Raw genomic sequence first — 18,587 nt, forward strand, 5'->3', positions numbered from 1 at the left:
GCGGTTGCGCGGCCTTCGCGTTTCGCCGCGCCGGTACCGGCACTTGTCCGCAACCGCACCTGTCATGGCGCAATGCAGCATGCGCCAGGCAAGGGTGGACCTAAGATGGCCCCTGGTCGTGAGTGGGAATGCGGCGATGTATCTGCTGGAAGCGGGAAGACAAGGGCGGCGGCCGGTGCCGGGCTGGCGCACCATGCGCGGGCCGGACTGGGGCGAACTGGACGTGCGCGCGACGCGGCCGGACTGGCGCCTTGAACGGCTTGGCACCCAGCCGCTGGGTCCGCTGCGCTACAACCACTTCGCCCTGTCCGGGCTGCACCTGCGGCGGACGCCAAGGCATTTGCGCGAAGAGGCGCCCAGCTATGTGCTGGCGATGCCGCAGGCCGGCGCCTCGCGCAGCCGGATCGACGGCCAGGAGATCGAGGTCGCGCCGGGCAGCATCTATCTTCTGCACGGCACCGTGGCCGCCGAGATCCATCCGCAGGGCAACTACGAGACCTTCAACCTGCAGATTCCCGCGCATCTGCTGCAGCAGCGTGTGTCCAGCCTCCCGAAAGCGTACTCGGCCGCGCTCGACGGCAGCGATCCGCGCGCGGACCTGCTCGGTCGCTACGCGCGATACGTCAATCGCGTCGCCCGGGACCTGCGCGACGACGAGGCCGCCCTGCTGGCGGGGCAGCTGTGCGACCTGGTCGCGCTGATGCTGCGGGGCGATGAGCGTGCCTGTTGCGACGACCGCTCGCTCGCGGCTGCGCACAAACGACGGGTGCTGGAGTTCATCGCGGCCCGCTACGCGGATGAAGACCTGTGCGCCGATACGATCGCCCGCTGCTGCGGTATTTCGGAACGCTATCTGTACAAGCTGTTCCATGACAGCGGCCAGTCGGCGATGGAGCGGTTGCGCGTGCTGCGGCTGGAAAAGGCGCACGCGATGCTGGGCGGTTCCGCGCTGTCCCAGCTGCCGGTGTCGGAGATCGCCTATCGCAACGGCTTCCGTTCCCTGTCCAGCTTCTGTCGTGCGTTCCGGCAGCGCTATGGCATCACTCCGGGCGAGTTGCGACGGACGGCCGTCTAGGGCGGCATCGCCGTCGGAATCGCCACCTGCATGCCGGTCGATGGACATCCCGCGATGTCCGGCATTAGCATGCGGCGTGCCCCCGTGGAAGCCGGGCGCCGGTTTCCACAGCCCTCTTCGATGCCCGGACCCGACATGGAAGCCAACAAGAACCCGGGGTTGCTATCCATCTGCCTTGTCGGTCTGGCGTGTTTCGCGCTCCCGGCCGGCGCGCAGTCGCCCGCCGACGATGCAACGCGGGCGCAATTTTTCGAGCACGCACTGCAACTGCAGGAGCATGAGGGCCGGTGCCGGCTCGCTTCCGATGGCGGCTATCTCGACCTGCTGCTGGAGTGGCCCTGCCGGTTCCACCTCGACAGGCATGGTGCGCTGCGGATACAGCCGGTCGGCAATTCACATGTGCTGCTGGTGGAGAGCAGTGAAGCGATGCCTCCTCCGCACCGCGACTGCCGCACCGTGGTGCAGGCAGTCGGAAGCGACAGTCATGGCCTGAAGGCCTCGCCCGTGGTCAGCCGGGTAGCCGCCTGTCCGCCGTTCGAGTGGGATGCAAAGATGTTCATCGGCCTGTTCGAGCCGGGAGCCTGAACGCCAGGCTGGCGCAGGCATATCCCAGGACTACACGTTCCTGTTCGGGTGCAGGGAGCGCTTCCTGCGAAACGCTGTTGCCCGGCTCTGGGAGGCGTTGAGCGCCGGGGGCTACAGCGTCGGGCCGGTCCTGACCCGGGTCGATGTGGAGGGCGGCGATTTCGCCCTCGGCGATGAACAGTGGCCAAGCCGTGGCGGAAGGTCGCCTGGTGACGTCCTGCGGGGGGATGGGTGAGGTCGATGGACTGAATCTGGATTTCACCTCCGGGCAGTTTGCGTTCGAGTTGACGGCAGCACGATTGCCCGGGCCGCACTGTGTCGTCCTCGCGAGCATTCCGATGCGCTGTTGCCGCAGGCTGTATCGCGAGCAAGACCTGGAAAGGATCGATTCCGTTCTGGCGCGGATTGCTTCCGCTTTTTCCGCGCGGGCAGCGGTCGGGGCCATTGAGTACGATGGCGACTACGGCCAAGCTCTTTCTCCGGACCGCCTGGAAGCGTTGTTTCGCGCCAGCATGACCGATGCCGCGGTGCTGCGCGAAGCCGGCCTTGATCTTGTCGCCGGCCGGCAAGAACTGGTGGGGCACCGAGGCCACCTTCCCGGGCCATCCGGCGAACTGTCGCTGCGCCGCACATCGTGTGGCTGGTGGTTCCTGCAGGAGCGGGCGACGCTGGACATATTCGCACTTTGAACATCGCCCGGAGAGCGGGCATGACCTTTCCGGACCCAGGTCCGCGCGCCCGGTCGCCTGGACGGACGGCATGCCGCTAGAATCGCCGTCCCGCCGTGCCGGGTATCGCCGGTGCCGAGGCAGGAACGCCCCACAACGAGAAAGGACTGCAGATGACCGAACCCAATTCCCCCGACGCCGCTTCCCCCGACACCGTGTTCGATTCGATCGAGGCCGCCTCCGAGCGCTGGATCGATGAAGGACGTGCCTACAAGAAGGCACTCAACGACTGGCTCGACGGCATCTATATCGATCGTCAGAGCCCGGCCACGCCGGAACCGGCCGAAAGCCGTCAGGACATGGCCGGATACGTACTGGAGCAGATCAGGGCCTTGAACCATCGCGGCGAGCATGCGCGGTTGCGCGAACTGTTTCCACCGGACAACGATCCGATGGACTGGGACGGCAAGGTATGGGCCGTATCCCAGGCCGCCTTTCTGCCCGATGGGCGCATTGCCTGCACCATCGGCATGCCGCATGAACCGCGGCGGGTGCATGTGCTGGAAGGCAACGACGCTTCCGTGCTGGAAGGCGCGATCCTGTTCGGCAGGTCGCACGACAAGCGCTACTTCGCGTTCGCCCACGTTGACCGCATCGAGGTCCGGCACGGCTGGGACGGTGAGGTCGTTGCCACGCTGCCGTATCCGGACAGCTACGGCAATGCGTTCGCGCAGGCCCATCCCGACGTGCGCGACGGATTGCGCGAGCTCGACGGCGCGGGCTGGCGCATCCATCAGCTGGTCGTGTTTCCGGATGGGCGGCGCGTGGCCATGGCCAGCGCGGCCGGCATCTTCGTCGTCGGCGAACAGGGCGCGCAGTTGCTGGTGCCCGAGGCGGACGCCTATGCCCGTCAGCTCGACGACGACGACCCGGACGGGAAGGACGGCTTCGTCATGTCCCTCTCATACCCGCACGTCGACGTGTCGGCGGATGGACGCTACATCGCCACCGGCGAGCAGGACTCGTCGCACCTGATCTTCCACGAAGTCGATGGCGCATGGACGCAGATGGCGGCGGTGGAACCGCGCGCCTCCTATCCGTGCCTGGCCCGGTTCAATCATCTCCTCACCGATGCCGACGGCGTTCCGCAACCGGAGGTCGCGCTGGCATCGTGCCATTTTTCCAGGAGCGCCACGTTGTCGCTGCCGCTCGCGAACCTGAGCCCCGGGTTCGAGGCGTCGGGCTACGAGGCCGACGACACCCTGAACTACGTCGACGACCGTCACTGGGCATCGTCGCTGCTGCCATCCAAAGTCGGTTACTTCATCGGCGCGCAGAACGGTTACATCTGGATGAAGAGCCACCAGGGCTACCAGTTCGGCTACCTGCACGTCGGCGGCAGCGTGCTCGACCTGGACCTGTCCGAAGACAGGAAGACCCTGCTGGTGGCCAGCTACAGCGGCCAGCTGGTGCAGTTCCGTGCACCGGACGAAGAGGTGCCGATGTTCATCACCGAGAAGAACGTCGAACGTCCCGATCCCTACCTGATCACCAATTCACGGCTGAAGGACGTCAAGCGGCACCTGTTCCTGATCGACGAAGCGCCGATGGTCTGGTGACACGGCAGGAGAGATCATCGTGCCATTCGTGGCAGTACGGGCTGTTCTGCCACGAAGTTTGCGCAGAGGTGGGCTCCAAGAGTGCCTGCGTGCGCCGACATGGATCAATTCATGATCGTTTGCCATTGGTCATTGCGAATCAGCCCGATCGTTCTGTCGGCAAATGACCACACCCCATCCGGTCCACCGCGAAGCACAGCGAACTGAAGGTCGTCAGCGCCCTCTATATGCAATGCGACCAAGGCTTGTCCAACGACCTTGTCGACTCCGGCCAGATGCGACACATGGATTTCTTCGCCATGGGCGGCAATCCCCCAATAGCTTCTTTCCGTATCCAAGGGCGGTATGACGGACCAACGATCGGTGTCGCCAACCAGTACAGTCCCCATTGCGCCTGCAATGGCATAGCGACCATCGTCAACTCGGCAGATGCTGGCAAGACCTTCGTCTGTGGGTAAATCAAGGGCAGACCAGCGGGTGCCGTCGAAATGTGCGGCGTAGCCATCGGAGGTTACGGCGATAAAGTCGTCTCGACTGCTGCCCGCGATGTCCTCGATCGTGACGTCACAGCCGGCGATGCTCAACTTTGGCAGCGTTTCGAACCGGTCGCCAAGCAAGCAGTAGGCCTGTCCGACAGACCCTGCGCAGATCACATCGTCACCAAGGATGCGGATTCTCCGGAGAGGTCCGAGATGGGCGACGGCAGCGTTTGGATACACCTTGCGGGTGGCCCGGAGTTCATCCTGAGTTGTCGGCGATTTCCAGTCGAAGCGCACGACGGAGCCGTTCTCGCCCAGGACATAGGCGGAACCGTCATCGGCGGCGTCAACCGAGAGAATGGCTTCGGAAGACAGCCCAAACTCGAGCCACATGTCCTGCCTTCTAATGCCTACCCTGTTCCTGGGATCGTCGTAGTCGTCGCCGACAGTGCAGGCGGTGATGATGACGCCCTCGGCTGGACTGACGCCTTCCTGGATGAAGGCGCCTTCGATGAACTCGGTATCCGGTATTCCACTCATCTTCGAGCAGTCCTGTGCTTGATGGTCATGCGTGGCATGGTGACATGGCTTGGCAAACAAGGTGATCTGATCGGCATGTTGTCCGGCCAATCGCGAAGCGGTTGCCATCGGTGGGATCCAGCCTGTCAACGGTTGTCCGGGTGGACGAGCGGGGTCCAGGTTCTGCCGTCGCAGGCGAGGATGTCCTCTTCGCCGATCGACCACAGGGTTCCTTCCCTGGCATGCAGCCGGTGTGTCGTCGCTTTGCGGCCGAGCCCGGTATCCACTGGCACTATCCGGCCGTTCTCGACCTTGGCCAGACGGTTGTTGCCCGCCAGGTAGGGAGTGCCGCTGAACAGCTCGATCGAATACCAGTTGTCGTCGAAGCCGTTGCTGTCGACCACGTACGACCGCAGATATGCTTGTTGAGCCGTGATCCGTCCCGGATTGCCTGGCCCGGAAGGTCGACGTCAGATGAGCCCCTTCACACGTCCCCGTCCGCCAGCCAGCCCTCGCCGGTGCCGCGGTTGAACACGGTGTCGGTATCGAGCACGTTGCCTGCCGGGATCGAGTCCTGCTTTGCCAGCTTCGCGTAGATCGGGGTGAAGTCCGGCGTGGTCGCTTCCATCAGCTGCTCGTAGGAGTCGATCACGAAGTAGGTCTTCTGGTAGCTGTCGATGCGGTAGCGGGTGCGCATCACCCGCTCCAGGTCGAAGCCGATCCGGTTCGGCGCGTCGCTTTCCAGGCAGTGGATCGACTCGCCCTTGCTCGACACGATGCCGCTGCCGTAGATCCGTAGGCCGTCCGGCTGCTTGATCAGGCCGAACTCGACCGTGTACCAGTACAGCCGGGTCAGGTTGACCAGCGCGTCCTGGCCGATGCCGTGCGCCTTCACCCCGCCGCGGCCGTAGGCGGCCATGTAGTCGGCGAACACCGGGTTCATCAGCAGCGGCACGTGGCCGAACAGGTCGTGGAACAGGTCTGGTTCGGCCAGGTAGTCGAGTTGCTCGGGCTTGCGGATCCACCAGGTCACCGGGAAGCGGCGATTGGCGAGGTGATCGAAGAAATCCAGCTCCGGCAGCAGGCCCTCGACGCCGATCAGCTCCCAGCCAGTGGCCTTGCGCAGCACCTTGTTGAGCTCGTCGAACTTCGGGATCCGGTCCGGAGTCATCTGCATCGCCCGCTGGCAGGCAATGAATTCGTCGCTGGCGCGCCCGACCAGCACCTGCTGCTGGCGCTCGAACAGGGTCGCCCAGACCTCGTGGTCGGTGGCGCTGTAGCTGGCCCAGGGCTGCTCGACCACCGCGGTGGTGTAGACCGGCACGTAGCCCTTGTCGGTCATCTGATGTTCGACGCGGTTGGGAGTGGCGTTCATGGGTGCTCCGGCAGATATGGGGCCGCGGTTGGCCATCTCATGACTGTAGCGCCGGAACCGCGCAACAGGCTTGCTTTGTTGCGCGCAGGCAGCAATCAGGAGCAAGATTATTGCGTTGAATAGCGTAAGGGTGCACCAGAATGCCTGAAGCCAGCCTTGATCGTACCGACCTGCTGATCCTCGCCCTGCTCCAGCGCGAGGGCCGCCTGACCAATGCCGAGCTGGCCGAGAAGGTCCACCTGTCGCCCTCGGCCTGCCTGCGCCGGGTGCAGCGGCTGGAGCGCGAGCGGGTGATCGCCGGCTACCGCGCCGAGGTCGACCCCGAGCAGGTCGGGATCGGCCTGCAGGCCTTTGTGCGGGTGCAGCTGGCCGACCATGGCGGGCCGGCGATCGAGGCCTTCAGCGGTTTCGTCGACCAGTGGGACGAGGTGGTCGCCTGCCACGCCCTGACCGGCGACATGGACTACCTGCTGCACATCGCGGTGCGCGACCTCGAGCACTTCTCGCGCTTCCTGCTCGACCGCCTGCTCAATCAGGCCGGCGTAGCCGACGTCAATTCCAGTTTCGTGCTGCGCACGGTCAAGGCGTTCCGCGGATTGCCGCTGGGGCAGTTCGGGGACGGTTGAGCCAGTTGCGATCATTGGCCGCATCAGTGTCGTTGCACGCAGGCGTGGCCGGGCCCGGTGCGCAAGACCCAGTTACGCAAAATCGTGTTGCGTCGCAACGTAAGGGTGCCGTTCGATAGGCCGGAAGTCATGGGTCGTGGTGGAAGCGATCACGGAAGAGCAAGTACTTGAACCGATATAAATGATTCTCTGCAGGGAGAAGCTTGACAGTTGTGGGACTGGTGCAGTCCCGTATGAGCAGGTGCCGGCAACTCTCCGGCACTACACTGGGGCTGGCGTCGCCAAGGACAGGTCATATGTCGAGCTGCGTCGAACAGGGAGCCCCGATTCCAGAAACTTCGGGAGACGCAACTCATGAAACAGCAATATCGGCTGCTGGGCCTGTGCATGGCCCTGGCCCTGGGGACTTCTGCCTGCACGGTGGAAGGCAATGCGAAGTACACCGGCGGCGGCACCCTGCCGTCGGCCGGCGGCACCGGCAAGGCGGTGTTGAACATCAACGCCGACACCTGCGACGGTAACGAGAATGCGCGCGGGCGGATCAAGTACGCCGACCGCACCGCGATCGACTTCGAGAACGTCGGCGGGGTCAAGCTGACCGCTGAGCTGCTCAAGGCGGGTATCTGCTCGACCGACAACGACATGAGCAGCCTCGATCCCAATGACAGCGAATGCATCGAGGAGGGCTGGCCGTCCGTGTACGGCGCCTACACCTCGACCAACCCGGCCGCGCCGGGCTCGGGCAAGTTCCGGGCCTCGTTCTACAGCCAGCGCGACGGCGCACTCGGCGGCCTCGACAAGAACGTAGTCCTGATCAAGGACATCTCGCTCGTCGATGGCCCGTATCACGGCTACTTCAACCACGGCGTGATGAACGGCAACGTCCAGACACACGCCTGTGCTGCCGACACCGACGCCGGGTCTGAAGGCTGAGCGCCTCGCTCACCCCTTCAGCATTACGCAAACGAACTTCGAGAGATCCCATGAAAATCAAGACTGCTCTTTTGGCGGCGGCCATCGGCGCCAGCCTGTCACTGGGCGCGGCCCAGGCCGCGGTGGACATCAACAACACCCAACAGCGTTTTGTCGTCAGCCTCAAGGCCGGCGCCGACACCGACCGCGTGCTCGGCGTGCTGTACTCGCACGGCATCGATATTGCGCGCGTCCTGAAAAGCGACGAGGGCGATTCGATCGCCGTCAATGTCGACATGAGAAACCTGCCTGACCTGAGAACCCTGCAAGCGCAATTGCCGGAAGTGGACGGCGTGATGGTCGACGTCGTCCGCCGCCTGTTGGACGTGCCGGCCGCCGAAGCCGCGTACGACGATGTCACCCTGGATGGCGAAACCATCCCCTGGGGCATCCAGGCGGTGCAGGCGCAGGAGGTCATGCCAGGTGGCGGCGCCATCAAGGTCTGCATCATCGACACCGGCTACGCACTTGGTCACGAGGACCTGCAAACCGCAGGCGTGGACGGCCAGGATCGCGGCGCCGGTGCCTGGGACGGCAGTGACGGCAGCGGCCTGCACGACCATGGCACCCACGTGGCCGGCACCATCGCCGCGCTGGGCGGCAACGGCAAAGGCGTGGTCGGCGTGGTGGAGGATGGCTCGCTCGACCTGCACATCGTGCGCCTGTTCGATGCCCAGGGTGGCTTCGTCTACGCCACCGACCTGGCCGGCGCCATGCAGGACTGCGCCGATGCCGGCTCCAATGTCATCAGCATGAGCCTGGGCGGCGACTTCTCCAGCAAGGCCGAGGACCGCATGGTCAGCAAGCTCAACCGCAAGGGAGTCCTGTTGATTGCCGCGGCGGGCAATGGCGGCTCGGTGGGCGGTTTCGAACCGAAGGGCGACTACGCCACGTTCTCCTATCCGGCGTCCTACGACGCGGTGATGTCGATCGCTGCGCTCGACAGCAGCCTCCAGCGCGCTTCGTTCTCGCAGTACACCAGCCAGGTGGAACTGACCGCACCGGGCGTCAACGTGCTGTCGACCCTCGCCAATGGCGGTTACGGCAACATGTCGGGCACTTCGATGGCCACGCCGCACGTGGCGGCGGTGGCGGCGCTGGTGTGGAGCCACTACCCGCAATGCAGCAACAACCACATCCGCGATGCGCTCAAGCGCTCTGCGCTGGATCTGGGCGAGCCCGGTTACGACTACAAGAACGGCTGGGGTCTGGTGCAGGCCAAGGCGGCAGTGGACTATCTCGCCGTGAACGCGTGCAAGGGCAAGTAGACCGCGGATCGGGAAATCCGTAGATTCCTGACCGCAGGCAAGAACCCGGGCCGGGAAACCGGCCCGGATCAACGGCATTCAATCGCAGACGTGGACACGGAGAATGAAACCATGATCCTGTATCGCACTTTCGGTACTCAGGCATGCGCGCGCGCGCCTGCGCTGGCGGCCGTGCTGCTCATGGCCGGGCTGGTCGCGTGCAGCGGCCCGCAGGAAGAACCGGCGCCGACGCCAACACCGGCGCCGGAATCGACGACCACACCGGCGCCCGGCAGCGATCGCGACGCCCACGGCTGCATCCCCTCGGCCGGCTACGCCTGGTGCGAACGCAGCGGGCAGTGCGAGCGGCCGTGGGAACTGGCCGCGCAGGCCGGGCTCGACAACACTGCCGAGGCGTTCGATGAGTATTGCGCGGCGACGGAAACGGAGGCCCCCGCGCAAGACGGCTGAGTCTGGCCTCAGTTGCGCGCGGATACCTCCAGCGCATCGCAGTCGGGGGCGCGGCCCAGCAGGCGGGTGATCCGGCCGGGCTCCTGCTGCAGGCAGGCCAGGCGTGCGGCTTCGAGTTGCTCGCGCTTGAATTTCTCCTGCTGCTCGCTGGCACGGGCCACCGACAGTTCGGCGAGCCTGGCGCGGATCTGCGGCAGTGCCGCCAGTGCGGCGCGCTCGCCGGCCAGGATGGCGGCGCTGCGTTGTTCGAAGTCGGCCGGGCCGATGTCCTGCACCTCGGGTCGGATCACCACGTCGGCGCGTCCCAGTTCCTCGGCGCCCGCGCGCTGGCCCATGATCGCGATCGACTGGTTGACGATGCCGAGCATGCCGTCGGGCTTCCTGCCGCTGGCCTTGTTTGAGATGTCGACCGCGATCACGAAGTCGGCGCCGAGCTGGCGCGCGGCATCGACCGGTACCGGGCTTACCATGCCGCCGTCGACATAGTGCTTGTCGCCGATCGCGACCGGCTCGAACACGCCCGGAATGCTGCTTGACGCACGCACCGCCTGGCCGGTGTTGCCGCGCACGAACACCGCGCGCTCGCCGGTCTCCAGCCGGGTCGACACCGCGGCAAAGGGTTTTGGGAAGCGGTCGATCGGCTTGCCGCCGACCTGGGTGTTGACGTAGTCCTGCAGCGCCTGGCCCTTGACCAGTCCGCCGGAAAACAGGCGGACGTCGCGGATCGAGGATTCGTCCAGCGCGACCGCCTTGCGCTGCATCTCGAACGAATCCATCCCGCTCGCGTACAGCGCGCCGACCACGCTGCCGGCACTGGTGCCGGCGACCGTGTCGACCTGGATGCCATTGGCTTCCAGCATCTTGATCACGCCGATGTGGGCGAAGCCCTTGGCTGCGCCGCCGCCGAGGGCGAGGCCGACGCGGATCTCGGACGGTGCCGGTGGCGGCGCGACCACGGCCGGCGGTGCGGTCGGCCGGGTGTTGCCGCCGCAGGCGGCCAGCAACAGGGTCAGCAGCAACCCCAGCGTCAACGACAGGGGCATGCGGAGCGATGAGGTGGGCATGGGCGGAGCGGGAAGGGAAGTCATGACGCCGCAGGATACCGGCGCCAGCCCCAACCGTGGCCGACCGATGTCGAGGCCGTCTCCCTGCACCGGGAGACGGCCTCGACCGTGGCTCAGAACCGGTTGTCGCCGCCCAGCAGGCGGCCGATGCCGCCGAGCACCGAGCCCTCGCCGCGGTCCTGGCCACCGCCCTGCGGGGCCGCCGCCAGCATCCGCCCGGCCAGGCGCGAGAACGGCAGCGATTGCAGCCAGACCCGGCCCGGTCCGGTCAGTGTGGCCAGGAACATGCCCTCGCCGCCGAACAGCATGCTCTTGATGCCGCCGACCCGGGTGATGTTCATCTGCACACTGTCATGGAAGGCGACCACGCAACCGGTGTCGACATCGAGGCGCTCGCCGGCCTTGAGCTCGCGCTCGACGATGGTGCCGCCGGCATGCACGAACACCCAGCCATCGCCCTCGAGCTTCTGCATGATGAACCCCTCGCCGCCGAACAGGCCGGTGAGGATCTTGCGCTGCAGGTGGATGCCGAGCGAGACGCCGCGCGCACCGGCGAGAAAGCTGTCCTTCTGGCAGATCAGCCGGCCGCCGTGCTCGTCGAGCTTCATCGCCAGCACGGTGCCGGGATAGGGCGCCGCGAACGCCACGTGCGCCTTGCCGCTGCCGGCGTGGGTGAAGGTGGTGATGAACAGGCTCTCGCCGGTGACCACGCGCTTGCCGGCCGACAGCAGTTTGTCGAACACGCCGCCACCCTGGCCGCTGTGCGAGCCGTCGCCGAACACGGTGTCCATGCGGACCGCGGCATCCTTGTACATCAGCGCACCGGCCTCGGCGACTGCGGTCTCGCCCGGGTCGAGTTCGATCTCGACGAACTGCATGTCGGTGCCGACGATACGGTAGTCGATGTCGTCGCTGCGGCCCTTCGACGGCGGCGGTGCCGGCGGCATGTGCCGCGGGGTCGCGCCGCTGGCCTCAGCGAACTCGGGCATGGCACGGACCGGCTGCCAGCCGGACAGGCCGTCGCGCCAGCACTGCGCGGTGGGATTCTGGCGGGCGTAGGCCTGCGCGGCGTCGGCGTCGAGTGGACCGGCGCGCTCGCCGCCGGGTGGAACGAAATACCACTGGCTCATCGGACATTCCCTTGTGGAAGGACGGCCCGAGTGTAGTCATCCGCGATGATCGGGCATCGGCCAAAGGTCATCGGTCGCTGGCAGCGTCGCCGAACTGCTCGCCGAAGAAATCGCCCTCGTTCCAGCGCGGCCGTTCCGCTGCGTCGGCGATGCGTTGGCCGATCTCCGCATTGAGGCGGGCCAGCCGCGCGGCATCGTCGTAACGGATCGGCTGGTGCGCATCGTCGCCGGGACGGTGATAGTGCGTGCGCAGGAAAGCACCGTTCGCGGCCCTGGCATCGACGCCGTCGCGGCCCTTGTAGCCGCCGATCAGGTACACCGCCGGGATGCCGGCGCGGATGAAGGCGTACTGGTCGCTGCGCACAAATATCGACTCTTCCGGGACCGGGTCCGGCGACAGTTCGACGCCAACCTCGGCCGCGGCCTGCTCGACCAGCGGCTGCAGGCTGGAATGCTCGACGCCGACCGGCACTGCGTCGGTGGTCGGCGCCAGCAGTACCGGCATGTCCATGTTGATGTTGGCGATCAGCGAGTCGCGCGGCACGGTCGGTCGCTGCGCGAACCATTCTGCGCCAAGTAGGCCCTTCTCCTCGGCGGTGGTGGCGACGAACAGCAGCGAGCGTTTCGGCGGGCTGTCCGACTGCGCTAGCCGCTTGCCCGCCTCCAGCATGATCGCCACGCCGAGCGCGTTGTCGAGTGCGCCGTTGTAGATGAAGTCGCCATCGACCGGAGCGCCGATGCCGATGTGATCGAGGTGGGCGCTGAACACCACATGCTCGCCGGCCAGCGCCGGATCGCTGCCCGGCAGCACGCCGACCACGTTGCGCGATTGGACCGGCGCGATCCTGGAGCGCGATGACATCCGGACCGTGCCCGGCAGGTCGAACGCGCGCAGACGGCCGGCTTCGGCATCGGCGAACAGTGCCTTGGCATTGTGGCCGCCGGCGTCGAGCAGCCGCGGCGCGGCGGCAGTGCCGACCATGGCCACGACCTGGAGCTGCGGGAAGGTATCGAGCGCTTGGCCGTCGTCGCCGCGCAGGCGCATCGACGGCTTGCCCGCGTTCTCGGCTAGGTGCTGCCAGGGGAAGCGTGCCTCGTCCTCGTCGGTACGCACTATGATCGCGCCGACCGCGCCGCGTTCGACCAGCGCGCGTTGTTTTTCGGGATAGGAGGAATAAAACGCGCGGCGGTCGCTGTCGAAGTGCGCCGGCGCGCCGCCGAACAGCACCGCGACCTTGCCGTCCAGATCGACACCGGCAAAATCGTCGTGGTCGAGTTCAGGCGCATGCACGCCCTGACCGACGAAGACCATCGGCGCTTCGATCTCGGCCGCCTCGGCATTGAAATCCGGCGCCGGCAGGAACTGCGCGCGGAACGCCAACGAGGTGTCGACGCCTTCGCGTCGGATCACCAGTTCGCTGCCCGCGGCGATGCGGGTGGATTGCAGCATCGGTACCTGCTGGTAGTAACCGTTGTCGCCGGCCGGCGCTAGCCCGGTCGCGCGCATCCGCTGGGCCACGTACAGCGCGGCGAGGTCGAAGCCGCGGGTGCCGGCCTCGCGGCCCTCGAGCAGGTCGTCGGCAAGGAAACGCACGTCGGCCTCGATCCGGCGCATGCCTGCCGAGGCGGAGGCATCCCAGGGCTCGCGCTCGGGCGCGACGGAAGCGGCATCGCGCTGGCAGGCGGGCAATAGCGGAAGCAGCAGTGCAAGCGCCAGTGCCGCTGCGAAGGGCCTGACCGACGGCCGGGATGACGGGCGCGGAAACACAGGTCAGATCTCCTCCGGCAACAGCAGGCCGGCGATGACCAGCAGCCAGAACAACCCACCGAGCACCAACCAGACGATATTGGCCCAGGTGATGCGCTGGTTCGATGCACCGGTCGGATCGCTACAGGCGTGATTGGCGGCTTCCTGGATGCGCCACATCACCAGGCTGATCGGAATCATGACCAGCAGCGACAGGTAGTCGGTCGCCGGTGAGCCGATTTCCTTCCATGACAGCCGGTCCAGGATGTTGCTCGCGATCATCAGTACGACGAGCAGGGTGGCAAGGACCCCACGGGACCATGCCAGTCGCGAGCCTGCCTTCTTCAGGCGATCATCGATCTTTTCGGTCAGCGAATGGGTGAAGAAAATCGCGAAGATCGCACGTGGCACCGGCCATAACGAAATGCCACGCGACCGTCGAAAACTGGCCCAGTGACTGTAGAACCAGTACAGCTGATACAGGCCCAGGGTCAGGAAGTACAACAGAAAGAACTTGGTCCGGCCGACCACGTAGAACTCGTCGCTGCGGACATCCGATACCGGGTCGGCCACATCGGCGACGGGCGGCGCGTATACGTTGGCATCACTGAGCGCGGCGTCGTTGGATTGCTGGTTCATTGGTTTCCCCCTGTGATTGGGACGTTATACGCAAGACGATGGACCGCCGCGAGCCTGTGCACGGACGTGCGCTAAGCTGCCCCGATGTTCGATCTCGCCCATGTCAGCAAGCGCCATGGCTCGACCGTCGCCCTGGACGGAATCGACCTGCACGTCGCGCGTGGCTGCACCACCGCGCTGATCGGTCCCAGCGGCGCCGGCAAGTCGACCGTGCTGCGGATGCTGGTCGGGCTGGACTGGCCCGACCGCGGCGAGGTGCGCTTCGACGGTGAGCCGTTGCAACGCCAACGCCTGCCCGAACACCGGCGCCGGATCGGCTACGTGATCCAGGAAGGCGGCCTGTTCCCGCACCTGAGCGCGGCCGACAACGCGGCGCTGCTGGCGCGCACGCTGGGCTGGCCGCGTGAGCGCATCGATGCGCGGCTCGCCGAACTGGCAGTGCTGTGCCGGCTGCCCCCCGATGCCCTGAAGCGTTATCCGGCCGAGCTGTCCGGCGGCCAGCGCCAGCGGGTCGGACTGGTGCGCGCGCTGATGCTGGATCCACCGGTGCTGCTGCTGGACGAGCCGCTGGGCGCGCTCGATCCGGTCATCCGTCATGAACTGCAGGCACAGATGCGCGAACTGTTCGCGGCGCTGCGCAAGACCGTGGTGATGGTGACCCATGATGTCGCCGAGGCGGCGTATCTCGCCGATACGCTGGTGTTGCTGCGCAGTGGCCGCATCGTCCAGCAGGGCAGTGCGCGTGAGCTGCATGACATGCCGGCCGAGCCGTTCGTGCGCGAGTTCCTGCACGCGCAGCGCAGCCTGGAGGAATGCCTGTGACGCGCGGCCCGCTTCTGTGCGTGCTGATGCTGATGCTGATTGCGGCAGCGGCAATGCCGGCCATCGCCGCCGACGGAGTCCGCATCGGCAGCAAGAACTTCACCGAGTCGGTGATCCTGGCCGAAATCGCGGCCGGGGCCGGACGCGATCTCGGCCGCAGGGTCGAGCACCGTCGCCAGCTTGGCGGCACCCGCATCCTCTGGCGGGCACTGGAGGAGGGCGGAATCGATGCCTATCCCGAATACACCGGCACCCTCGCCCAGGAGCTGCTGAGGATGCCGGGCGCCGATCTTGCCGCGCTCGAGTCCGCATTGGCCGAGCGCGGCCTGCGCATGACCGCGCCGCTGGGTTTCAACAACACCTATGCGCTGGGCATGCGCAGCGACCGCGCACTGGCGCTGGGCGTCGGCACGATTTCCGGCCTCGTCGCGCACCCCGGCCTCACGGTCGGCCTCAGCAACGAGTTCATGCAACGCGCCGACGGCTGGCCTGGTCTGCGCGAGGCCTACGGACTGCCGCAGCAGGCCAACGGACTGGATCACGACCTCGCCTACCGCGGATTGCAGAGCGGCGCGATCGACGTCACCGACCTCTACAGCACCGATGCCGAGATCGACTACTACGACCTGGCCGTGCTCGATGACGACCGCCACTATTTCCCCGACTACCAGGCGGTGTTCATCTACCGCGCCGACCTGGATGCGCGCGCGCCGGAATGGACTGCCGCGCTGGAGGCAATGGCCGGACGCATCGACGCGCCGACCATGCGCCGGCTCAATGCACGGGTGAAGCTGGGCCGCGAGAACGAGGCGACGGTGGCCGCCGACTGGCTCGGTGTCGAAGCTCCGCGCGCGGCCGGGCGCGCGGCACGGATCGCGCAGCGCACGCTCGAACACCTCGGCCTGGTCGGCATTTCGCTGGTGCTTGCGTTGATGGTCGCGCTGCCGCTGGGTGTGCTGGCCGCGCGTCGGCCACGGCTTGGGCAGGTGGTGCTGTCGCTGACCGGCTTGCTGCAGACGTTGCCGTCGCTGGCGGTGTTCGTGTTCATGATCCCGCTGTTCGGGATCGGCGCCGGGCCGGCGATCGCCGCGCTGTTCCTCTACAGCCTGCTGCCGATCGTGCGCAACACCCATGCCGGCATCACCGGCATCCCGCGCGACCTGCGCGAGACCGCCTCCGCGCTCGGCCTGCCGCCACGCACACGGCTGTGGCGGATCGAACTGCCGCTGGCGTTGCGCACGATCCTGGCCGGCATCAAGACCGCGGCGGTGATCAATGTCGGCACCGCCACCCTCGGTGCGCTGATCGGTGCCGGCGGCTACGGCCAGCCGATCCTGACCGGCATCCGCCTCGACGACATCGGCCTGATCCTCGAAGGCGCGGTGCCGGCGGCGTTGCTGGCGCTGGCCGCGCAGGGCCTGTTCGAGGGCATCGAGCGCGCGCTGACACCACGCGGTCTGCGGATCGTGGCAAGGGAGTAGCCGCGCTACAGGGGCGCGTCCGGGGCTTCTTCCCGCGTGTCGCTGCCGGGCGCCGCGAGCGCATCCGCCGCCAGCAGATCGACATCACGATCGTCCAGCGCGACCAGCAAGGTCCGGTAGCTCCAGCGCTTGCGCTCGCGGGTGGCTTCCACGTACACGGTGGCCTTGCCGCGCGGGCCATGCAGGCCGATCGAGAGGTCGGCTTCGCCCCTGTCGTTGTCGACGTTGAAGGTGCCGGTCGGCATGAAACCGGTCTCGATCGGCTCGCCCAACGCAGCCACCACTTCGGGCGAGGCCTGCGCCATCGCGACCGCGTGCCGGTAGGGCTCGGAGGAACGAAACACTCCCGAGATCAGCGACAGCATGGCGAACACCGCCGCGGCAACCAGCGCCAGCAGGCCGATGCCCAGGACCGGCACGAACCACTTCCAGTTGCGCTGCCACCAGTTCCTGCTTGCAGGCGTCCGGGTCATGTCGATGCTCCTTCAGAGTGTGGCGGCAACTCGTGCGAGGCGCTGCCGTCTTCGGGTGAAAAGCGGGGCGCGTGGGCGACAGCGACGGTGCTGGCAGACAGGAACGGCGACCGCCATATCGATCGCCGCCCCATTCTGCACAGGAATCAGAAGCGCATTTCCAGGCCCAGGGTCACGGTCTGGATGTCGATGTTGGTGTCGAACGCCTCGGCCTTGATGAAGTCGTAATTCAGGCCCAGCCCGAAAGCGGGGCTGAAATCGTAGCCGATCCCGATCCCGACGTAGGGCTTGCTCGACGAATCGTCGGCGCTGCCCAGACCGCTGACCGAGATATCCGTGGTTGTGTGCATCACGCCGGCGCGGCCGCTGATGAAGAAGCCGTGGTGAGGGTCGATGAAGTTGCGCTTGCCCACCACCCCAAGCCCGAAGCCGTGGATCTTGGCGCGCACGCTGTCGTCCGAATCCTTGCCGAGGTTGCTGTAGAACGCCTCGACCGCGACATTGCTGTTGAAGTAGTAGCCGCCACGCAGGCTCAGTGCAGTGTCGCTGCCATCGAAACCGCCGATTTCGATATCGCTGTTGCCGACTTCGCCACGCACGAACGTTCCGGAGCCATTGGCGGCCAGAGCCGTACCGGTCAGGCCGCCCAGGGCCAGGACGAGTGAAAGGGCGAGGGTCTTCTTCATTGGCTTGGTCCTTGAGAGTTCCTGCCCGTCATTGGGCGACGGCAACATGCCCAAGCCACCTATCGATGTCAACAATCCGTGACGGAAACAGTTCGGCGCTGAAAAAGGTGCGGCTGGACTCAGGGCTGCCGGCGCCGGAATGGCAGCACCGTGCCGGTCGGGTCTTCGTGGCGCTGCCAGATCACCGGCACGTCGTGGGGCGCCCGGGGTTCGAGCTCGTTGCGGTCGGCCTCGGCGGTGGGGTCGATTTCCTCCTCGTCCTCCCAGCTGTAGCGTTTGCGGGGTGGTCGCGGGTCGAGGCGGTGGAACAGCCAGGCGGCAAGGACACCGCCGGCCGCGCCGCCGAGGTGCGCCTGCCATGACACGCCGGGCTCGCGCGGCAGCACGGTCAGCAACATGCCGCCATAGAACAGGAATGCCGCCATCGCCGCCGCCGCCGCCGGCCGGTCGCGGCGCAGCACGCCGAGCAGGAACACCATGAACATCAGTCCGTGGCTCAATCCGCTGGCACCGAGATGATGCGAGCCGGGCTGGCCGAGCAGCCATGCGCCGAGGCCGGAACCGAGCCAGAACAACGGCAACGCACGCAAGGTCGCTTTCGGGTACATGCCGCCGGCTAGGGTGCCGAGCAGCAGCAACGCGGTGGCGTTGGCCGCCAGGTGCTCGAATGAGCCGTGCAGCAGCGGTGCGGTCAGCACGCCGACCAGGCCAGTCCACGAGCCGGGCCGCACCGTCCAGGGGCGATGTCGAAGTACGGCTGGATCAGGAACACCGCGGTCAGCATGCCGACGAAGGCCAGGCTCAGGTTGAGCGCCCGCAGCCAGCGGCGCTTGTCCGCCTTGCGCTGGTCGGGGGTGTCGGGAGTGGCGTCGGTGGGCAGGTCCATGGGCAACAGATGGCAGCCGTCGG

General features: G+C 66.6%; 19 protein-coding genes and 1 pseudogene. 10 read left to right on the plus strand and 10 right to left on the minus strand.

Annotated features, from left to right (window positions below; translation table 11 throughout):
* Positions 1-118: 118 nt before the first annotated feature.
* The 4 genes from FKV23_RS00205 (at position 119) to FKV23_RS00220 (ending at position 3,947) form a co-directional block, all read left to right on the plus strand.
* The gene (locus tag FKV23_RS00205; protein WP_167284838.1) at positions 119-1,075 is read left to right on the plus strand and encodes a helix-turn-helix domain-containing protein; all 957 of its coding nucleotides are present in this window, start codon (positions 119-121) and stop codon (positions 1,073-1,075) included.
* Between the two features lie 135 nt (positions 1,076-1,210).
* Positions 1,211-1,660: a hypothetical protein gene (locus FKV23_RS00210; protein WP_141622054.1), complete on the plus strand. Its 450-nt coding sequence runs from the start codon at positions 1,211-1,213 to the stop codon at positions 1,658-1,660.
* Between the two features lie 227 nt (positions 1,661-1,887).
* The gene (locus FKV23_RS00215) at positions 1,888-2,349 is read left to right on the plus strand and encodes a hypothetical protein (protein ID WP_141622055.1); all 462 of its coding nucleotides are present in this window, start codon (positions 1,888-1,890) and stop codon (positions 2,347-2,349) included.
* Between the two features lie 152 nt (positions 2,350-2,501).
* On the plus strand, positions 2,502-3,947 hold the full coding sequence (locus FKV23_RS00220) for a WD40 repeat domain-containing protein (protein ID WP_141622056.1): 1,446 nt from the start codon (positions 2,502-2,504) through the stop codon (positions 3,945-3,947).
* A 104-nt stretch (positions 3,948-4,051) separates the two neighbouring features.
* Here FKV23_RS00220 and FKV23_RS00225 read toward each other — a convergent pair whose 3' ends face one another.
* The 3 genes from FKV23_RS00225 to phhA form a co-directional block, all read right to left on the minus strand.
* Positions 4,052-5,074 (minus strand): hypothetical protein, encoded by a 1,023-nt coding sequence (locus tag FKV23_RS00225; RefSeq protein WP_208543203.1) that lies wholly within the window; start codon positions 5,072-5,074, stop codon positions 4,052-4,054.
* A gap of 17 nt (positions 5,075-5,091) precedes the next feature.
* Positions 5,092-5,349, minus strand: coding sequence for a hypothetical protein (locus tag FKV23_RS00230; protein ID WP_141622057.1), 258 nt, complete (start codon positions 5,347-5,349; stop codon positions 5,092-5,094).
* An 80-nt stretch (positions 5,350-5,429) separates the two neighbouring features.
* Entirely contained in the window at positions 5,430-6,320 is an 891-nt protein-coding gene (phhA, locus tag FKV23_RS00235) for a phenylalanine 4-monooxygenase (RefSeq protein WP_141622058.1), read from the minus strand.
* Positions 6,321-6,460: 140 nt separating this feature from the next.
* On the opposite strand from phhA, the gene FKV23_RS00240 reads away from it, so the two are divergent.
* From FKV23_RS00240 to FKV23_RS00255, 4 genes are all read left to right on the plus strand, one after another.
* Positions 6,461-6,946: an Lrp/AsnC family transcriptional regulator gene (locus FKV23_RS00240; RefSeq protein WP_141622059.1), complete on the plus strand. Its 486-nt coding sequence runs from the start codon at positions 6,461-6,463 to the stop codon at positions 6,944-6,946.
* Between the two features lie 354 nt (positions 6,947-7,300).
* The gene (locus tag FKV23_RS00245) at positions 7,301-7,879 is read left to right on the plus strand and encodes a hypothetical protein (protein ID WP_141622060.1); all 579 of its coding nucleotides are present in this window, start codon (positions 7,301-7,303) and stop codon (positions 7,877-7,879) included.
* Between the two features lie 50 nt (positions 7,880-7,929).
* Entirely contained in the window at positions 7,930-9,186 is a 1,257-nt protein-coding gene (locus tag FKV23_RS00250; RefSeq protein WP_141622061.1) for a S8 family peptidase, read from the plus strand.
* Between the two features lie 111 nt (positions 9,187-9,297).
* A complete protein-coding gene (locus FKV23_RS00255; RefSeq protein WP_141622062.1) occupies positions 9,298-9,636 on the plus strand; it encodes a hypothetical protein in 339 nt (112 codons plus the stop codon).
* An 8-nt stretch (positions 9,637-9,644) separates the two neighbouring features.
* Here FKV23_RS00255 and FKV23_RS00260 read toward each other — a convergent pair whose 3' ends face one another.
* The 4 genes from FKV23_RS00260 to FKV23_RS00275 all read right to left on the minus strand — a co-directional run bounded on the left by FKV23_RS00260 (position 9,645) and on the right by FKV23_RS00275 (position 14,216).
* Positions 9,645-10,679, minus strand: a complete 1,035-nt coding sequence (locus FKV23_RS00260; protein WP_244244045.1) for a patatin-like phospholipase family protein — start codon at positions 10,677-10,679, stop codon at positions 9,645-9,647.
* Between the two features lie 134 nt (positions 10,680-10,813).
* A complete protein-coding gene (locus tag FKV23_RS00265) occupies positions 10,814-11,830 on the minus strand; it encodes a TIGR00266 family protein (protein WP_141622064.1) in 1,017 nt (338 codons plus the stop codon).
* A 67-nt stretch (positions 11,831-11,897) separates the two neighbouring features.
* Positions 11,898-13,598, minus strand: a complete 1,701-nt coding sequence (locus FKV23_RS00270) for a M28 family metallopeptidase (RefSeq protein ID WP_141622065.1) — start codon at positions 13,596-13,598, stop codon at positions 11,898-11,900.
* Positions 13,599-13,601: 3 nt separating this feature from the next.
* A complete protein-coding gene (locus FKV23_RS00275) occupies positions 13,602-14,216 on the minus strand; it encodes a hypothetical protein (protein ID WP_141622066.1) in 615 nt (204 codons plus the stop codon).
* A gap of 84 nt (positions 14,217-14,300) precedes the next feature.
* On the opposite strand from FKV23_RS00275, the gene FKV23_RS00280 reads away from it, so the two are divergent.
* Both FKV23_RS00280 and FKV23_RS00285 read left to right on the plus strand, forming a co-directional pair.
* Positions 14,301-15,038 (plus strand): ATP-binding cassette domain-containing protein, encoded by a 738-nt coding sequence (locus FKV23_RS00280; RefSeq protein ID WP_141622067.1) that lies wholly within the window; start codon positions 14,301-14,303, stop codon positions 15,036-15,038.
* Positions 15,029-16,519, plus strand: coding sequence for an ABC transporter permease/substrate-binding protein (locus FKV23_RS00285; protein ID WP_407067634.1), 1,491 nt, complete (start codon positions 15,029-15,031; stop codon positions 16,517-16,519). Before FKV23_RS00280 ends, FKV23_RS00285 begins: the two co-directional genes overlap by 10 nt.
* Positions 16,520-16,524: 5 nt before the next feature.
* Here FKV23_RS00285 and FKV23_RS00290 read toward each other — a convergent pair whose 3' ends face one another.
* From FKV23_RS00290 to FKV23_RS00300, 3 genes and pseudogenes are all read right to left on the minus strand, one after another.
* Entirely contained in the window at positions 16,525-16,992 is a 468-nt protein-coding gene (locus tag FKV23_RS00290; RefSeq protein ID WP_141622068.1) for a cytochrome c oxidase assembly factor Coa1 family protein, read from the minus strand.
* 146 nt (positions 16,993-17,138) lie between these two features.
* Entirely contained in the window at positions 17,139-17,678 is a 540-nt protein-coding gene (locus FKV23_RS00295; protein WP_167284841.1) for a porin family protein, read from the minus strand.
* Positions 17,679-17,797: 119 nt separating this feature from the next.
* Positions 17,798-18,564, minus strand: a pseudogene (locus FKV23_RS00300) (rhomboid family intramembrane serine protease).
* Positions 18,565-18,587 lie beyond the last annotated feature (23 nt).

Source organism: Lysobacter alkalisoli (assembly GCF_006547045.1).
Taxonomy (GTDB): domain Bacteria; phylum Pseudomonadota; class Gammaproteobacteria; order Xanthomonadales; family Xanthomonadaceae; genus Marilutibacter; species Marilutibacter alkalisoli.

What these genes read in the sequence shown, in the direction of transcription:
- FKV23_RS00220 (WP_141622056.1), top strand. Translation starts at nt 2,502, where the DNA reads ATGACCGAACCCAATTCCCCCGACGCCGCTTCCCCCGACACCGTGTTC.
- FKV23_RS00260 (WP_244244045.1), bottom strand. Translation starts at nt 10,679, where the DNA reads ATGCCCCTGTCGTTGACGCTGGGGTTGCTGCTGACCCTGTTGCTGGCC.
- FKV23_RS00225 (WP_208543203.1), bottom strand. Translation starts at nt 5,074, where the DNA reads ATGGCAACCGCTTCGCGATTGGCCGGACAACATGCCGATCAGATCACC.
- phhA (WP_141622058.1), bottom strand. Translation starts at nt 6,320, where the DNA reads ATGAACGCCACTCCCAACCGCGTCGAACATCAGATGACCGACAAGGGC.
- FKV23_RS00280 (WP_141622067.1), top strand. Translation starts at nt 14,301, where the DNA reads ATGTTCGATCTCGCCCATGTCAGCAAGCGCCATGGCTCGACCGTCGCC.
- FKV23_RS00290 (WP_141622068.1), bottom strand. Translation starts at nt 16,992, where the DNA reads ATGACCCGGACGCCTGCAAGCAGGAACTGGTGGCAGCGCAACTGGAAG.
- FKV23_RS00210 (WP_141622054.1), top strand. Translation starts at nt 1,211, where the DNA reads ATGGAAGCCAACAAGAACCCGGGGTTGCTATCCATCTGCCTTGTCGGT.
- FKV23_RS00240 (WP_141622059.1), top strand. Translation starts at nt 6,461, where the DNA reads ATGCCTGAAGCCAGCCTTGATCGTACCGACCTGCTGATCCTCGCCCTG.
- FKV23_RS00215 (WP_141622055.1), top strand. Translation starts at nt 1,888, where the DNA reads ATGGGTGAGGTCGATGGACTGAATCTGGATTTCACCTCCGGGCAGTTT.
- FKV23_RS00295 (WP_167284841.1), bottom strand. Translation starts at nt 17,678, where the DNA reads ATGAAGAAGACCCTCGCCCTTTCACTCGTCCTGGCCCTGGGCGGCCTG.
- FKV23_RS00285 (WP_407067634.1), top strand. Translation starts at nt 15,029, where the DNA reads ATGCCTGTGACGCGCGGCCCGCTTCTGTGCGTGCTGATGCTGATGCTG.
- FKV23_RS00245 (WP_141622060.1), top strand. Translation starts at nt 7,301, where the DNA reads ATGAAACAGCAATATCGGCTGCTGGGCCTGTGCATGGCCCTGGCCCTG.
- FKV23_RS00250 (WP_141622061.1), top strand. Translation starts at nt 7,930, where the DNA reads ATGAAAATCAAGACTGCTCTTTTGGCGGCGGCCATCGGCGCCAGCCTG.
- FKV23_RS00255 (WP_141622062.1), top strand. Translation starts at nt 9,298, where the DNA reads ATGATCCTGTATCGCACTTTCGGTACTCAGGCATGCGCGCGCGCGCCT.
- FKV23_RS00265 (WP_141622064.1), bottom strand. Translation starts at nt 11,830, where the DNA reads ATGAGCCAGTGGTATTTCGTTCCACCCGGCGGCGAGCGCGCCGGTCCA.
- FKV23_RS00275 (WP_141622066.1), bottom strand. Translation starts at nt 14,216, where the DNA reads ATGAACCAGCAATCCAACGACGCCGCGCTCAGTGATGCCAACGTATAC.